This window comes from Polynucleobacter sp. 39-46-10 (assembly GCF_002282275.1).
This window is the reverse complement of sequence record NZ_NCJB01000219.1, coordinates 1-4089: the sequence shown is the minus strand read 5'-3', so window position 1 is coordinate 4089 and position 4089 is coordinate 1. Positions and strand designations below refer to the sequence as shown.

The window sequence follows — 4089 nt, the reverse complement described above, 5'->3', positions numbered from 1 at the left end:
TATTTCCTTACAACAAAAAATTTACCCTTTATGAAAAATCATCTGATATCCATATTTAAACAATGTGCAGTTTTTGTAATGCTGGCCAGCTCGGGCCTTGCATTTGCGCAAACCCCTTATCCAAATAAGCCCGTAAAGCTGGTAGTGCCTTTTCCTCCTGGCGGACTGATCGATAACGTTGCCCGCCTCATTACTCCAGCGCTTTCAACAGATCTTGGGCAAGCTATTGTTGTAGAAAACAAGCCTGGCGCAGGCGGCAATCTGGGTGCCGCAGAGGTTGCAAAAGCAAGTCCCGATGGATACACACTTCTCATGGCATCCCCGCCACTCTCTATTAGTCCAGCAATTTATAAAACACTGCCTTACAGCCCCAGCAGCATTGAACCGATTGCTATTTTTGGGCAGTTGCCGAATGTGCTTTTAGTAAATCCTGACTCCGGAATTAATTCAGTAGCTGAATTAGTAAAACGCGCAAAACAGTCTCCAGGTAAGATGAATTATGGCTCTAACGGCAATGGCACCTCACTGAACCTCAGCGCCGAGATGCTGAAAAGTCAAGCCGGCATTTTTGTAGTTCACATTCCCTACAGAGGTTCATCCTTAGCGAATGTAGCTCTAGTATCTAAAGATATCGATTTTATGTTTGACAACCTTCCCTCTGCGCTTGGCTTAATTAAAAGCGGCAAGTTGAAAGCGCTTGCTGTTACCAGCACCACTAGAAATCCTGCGCTTCCCCAGGTCCCAACAATGCAAGAAGCGGGCTTTCCGAACTTTCAGGTTACAGCTTATTTCGGTATTGCTGCACCAAAAGGTTTACCAGCAGATATTGCTTTGAAATTACAAAACAGTATTCAAAAGACAGTGTCTCAAAAGGAAGTGGCTGACTCACTCACTAAACTCGGTGCTACTGTAGATTTTATGAATGCAAGCAAGTCAGCTGAATTTATTAAGGCCGATGCACAAAGGTGGAAAAAGGTAGTTGATTACGCCAAAATCGAATTAGATTAATTCAATTTACGCTCAGTAACTACCAGCGGACTGCAAATGCAGTCCGCAGCTCATTTAACTGTACATCCGTAAGCGGATTGATCGGCGCATTTTTGAGGTAAAACAGTTTTGCCGTTTCTTCCAACTCCTCTATGGTAGCCATTGCTGAACTGGGTGAGCTGTTCCAAACATATGGCCCTAGGCGTGACAGCATGCAAGCTCGCAAAGGTATTCCTGCCCTTCCATAAGCTTCGATTGCCTTCTCTACAAATCCAATAGTTTTTACAGAGCCAGGGCTTGCATAGGGAATTGTTGGGACATGACCAACCTTCATCACAAAATATGGCGTGATTGCAGGTAATAATTCAGGCAAAACTCCATCGCCCGTAAATGGATTGGATTCCAGATTCAAGGCTACGCAGTGAGTGCTGTGAGTATGAATAATGCAAGAGGTATCTTGATCAAATTGTCTTGCTTTATTGTAAATGGCAGCATGCAATGCCATTGTTTTACTAGCTTTATCACCGCTAAGTTGCTGACCATGAATGTCAATCTTAGCCAATCGATCAGGATAAAGGAATCCGAGACAGGCATCTGTGGGTGTAATTAAAAAACCATCCTCAATACGAACGCTAATATTGCCCGCAGTTGCATGGACATAGGATCGATCAAACAAACTTTTTCCAATCCGGCAAATCTCTTCTCTTGCTAATTGCTCATTCATCTTTTTGCTCACAGTTTTGAGAAGGCACTTGTAAAAAAATCTGCTGCGCCAAAGTTCCCAGACTTTAACGCAAGATGTAGAGGCTTGTTCTGAACCTTTGCAAAACACCAAGGTACGCCTGGGTCAATTTGCTGACCAATCTGCATTTGATCAATACCCAAAGCTTTCACGCATGCACCGGAGGTCTCTCCGCCAGCTACCAATAGCTGCCCAACTCCAAGAGCAACAAGGCCTTTGGCAACCGAGCCTAAAAGGTTTTCAATTGTGTTACCAGCAGCCTGAACACCAAGCTGTGATTGCACTTCTTTCACCTGATCAGGGCTTGCTGATGAGTAAATCAAGACTGAGCCATGTGAGAGTCGAGGTTCTGCCCAAGTTAAGATCTCCTGCAACATTTGCTCTGTAGATTTCTCATTTAATTCAAGTGGATTCACCGCATACATTTCACCACCTAAACTTTTAAAGCACTCAACCTGGAGGTTAGTGGCCTGCGAACAACTGCCCGAAACAATGGCGCGATATCCGCTAGCAAGTGGAAGCTTGCTAGACGTTGGATGCGCTTGCAGACCAAAGTTAGAAGGCAGTCCAATAGCAATACCGGAGCCTCCAGTAATCAGGGGGAGATCTTTTAATGCTGGTGCGATACGATACAAGTCATCATTAGTCACTGCATCAACAATGGCAATTTTTGTATTGGATGCTTTTAAGTCGGCAATTCTCGAAGAGATTGCATCAGCACCGGCAAGAATAGTTTGGTACTCAATCAATCCCACCTGATTTTGGCATTGAGCCTGCATTACTCTCACAAGATTTGCATCAGTCATTGGGGTTAAGGGGTGATCACGCATCCCAGACTCGCTTAACAATTGATCGCCGACAAATAAATATCCCTTAAATACACTCCGCCCATTATCCGGAAAAGCGGGGGTTGCAATAGTAAAGTCAGCCCCCAAGGCTGCCATCAGCGCCTCTGTAACCGGGCCAATATTCCCTTTAGGGGTGCTGTCAAAGGTAGAGCAATATTTAAAGAAGATCTGTTGCGCACCTTGCGCGAGAAGATACTCTAAAGCCTCTAATGACTGCGCTATTGCAGCCTCAGGCTCAATATTTCTGGACTTCAGTGCTACTACGACAGCATCTAACTCAGCATTCAATACTTGCTGTGGGATACCAATAGTTTGCGCAACGCGCATGCCATTGCGCACCAGGTTATTCGCCAGGTCAGTAGCGCCTGTAAAGTCATCTGCAATACAACCTAAAAGAATACTCACTTGACTGCTTTCGGTAACTCGATACCCGGGAAGATTTTAATGACAGCGCTATCGTCTTCCTTAGCAAAACCAGCAGTCGATGCTTGCATAAACATTTGATGTGCAGTGGATGAGAGGGGTAATGGAAACTTACTCGCTCGGGCCATATCTAAAACTATTCCCAAGTCCTTCACGAATATATCTACTGCAGATAAAGGCTCATAATTAGCTGCAAGTACATGTGCCATGCGGTTCTCAAACATCCAGCTATTACCAGCACTATGGGTAATCACTTCGTAGAGTGCATTTGCATCTACACCCTCCCTCAAACCGAGCGCCATTGCTTCTGCAGCAGCGGCAATATGCACACCAGCAAGTAGCTGATTAATGACCTTCACTTTACTGCCGATACCCGCCTTATCGCCTAAGCGATAAACAGTTCCTGACATCGCATCAAGAATGGGATTCACCTTTTCATATGCGGCAGCGCAGGCTGAGGTCATCATGGTCATTTCACCAGAGGCAGCTTTAGCAGCTCCACCCGATATAGGGGCATCTACATAAAGAATATCTTTTTCAGCAAGACGTGACTCAAATGAAATCGAAATATTAGGATCGACAGTGGAGCACATCACGAAAACACTCTGGGGCTTTAATGAATCTACTAAGCCAGGACTACTTGGTGAGCCAAACAAAACCTCTTCAGTCTGTGCAGCATTCACTACGACTGAGATAACTACCTCACAGATTGAACCTAACTCTTCGATTGACTTACAGACCGTACCACCAGCCTCACAAAATTGACGGGCATGATCTAAACGTACATCAAATACATACAGATCAAAACCCGCTCGTCGGAGAGATGAGGCCATACCGGAGCCCATGGCGCCCAGCCCGATTAATCCTACTTTTTTCATGATTTGGTCTCGTTTAGTTTATTTTTGATGCTTGCTAGAAGCTTTTATTGCCAATAATCATAGCAAAGGCTACCCGTGAACCTAATTGATCAGGGCTAAAAATAAGAAGGGGGATGGTGCCCCGGGGCGGACTTGAACCGCCACGCCTTGCGGCACCGGATTTTGAGTCCGGCACGTCTACCAATTCCATCACCGGGGCAGGTGTTTGCAG

At 45.3% G+C, this 4089-nt stretch carries 4 protein-coding genes and 1 tRNA gene; 1 reads left to right on the top strand and 4 read right to left on the bottom strand.

What is annotated here, in order from left to right; all coding sequences use genetic code 11:
• A partial coding sequence (locus B7X71_RS13025; protein ID WP_363927066.1) for a tripartite tricarboxylate transporter substrate binding protein occupies nt 1-1008 on the top strand: 1008 nt, incomplete at its 5' end.
• 19 nt (nt 1009-1027) lie between these two features.
• Here B7X71_RS13025 and B7X71_RS13020 read toward each other — a convergent pair.
• The 4 genes from B7X71_RS13020 to B7X71_RS13005 form a co-directional block, all read right to left on the bottom strand.
• Complete coding sequence (locus tag B7X71_RS13020) at nt 1028-1711, bottom strand: aldolase (protein ID WP_293600962.1); 684 nt, start codon at nt 1709-1711, stop codon at nt 1028-1030.
• An 8-nt stretch (nt 1712-1719) separates the two neighbouring features.
• Nucleotides 1720-2982: a 3-oxo-tetronate kinase gene (gene otnK, locus B7X71_RS13015; protein WP_293600961.1), complete on the bottom strand. Its 1263-nt coding sequence runs from the start codon at nt 2980-2982 to the stop codon at nt 1720-1722.
• A complete protein-coding gene (ltnD, locus tag B7X71_RS13010; RefSeq protein WP_215302916.1) occupies nt 2979-3878 on the bottom strand; it encodes an L-threonate dehydrogenase in 900 nt (299 codons plus the stop codon). Before ltnD ends, otnK begins: the two co-directional genes overlap by 4 nt.
• Nucleotides 3879-3992: 114 nt before the next feature.
• Nucleotides 3993-4077 (bottom strand) — tRNA-Leu (locus B7X71_RS13005).
• Between the last annotated feature and the right edge of the window lie 12 nt (nt 4078-4089).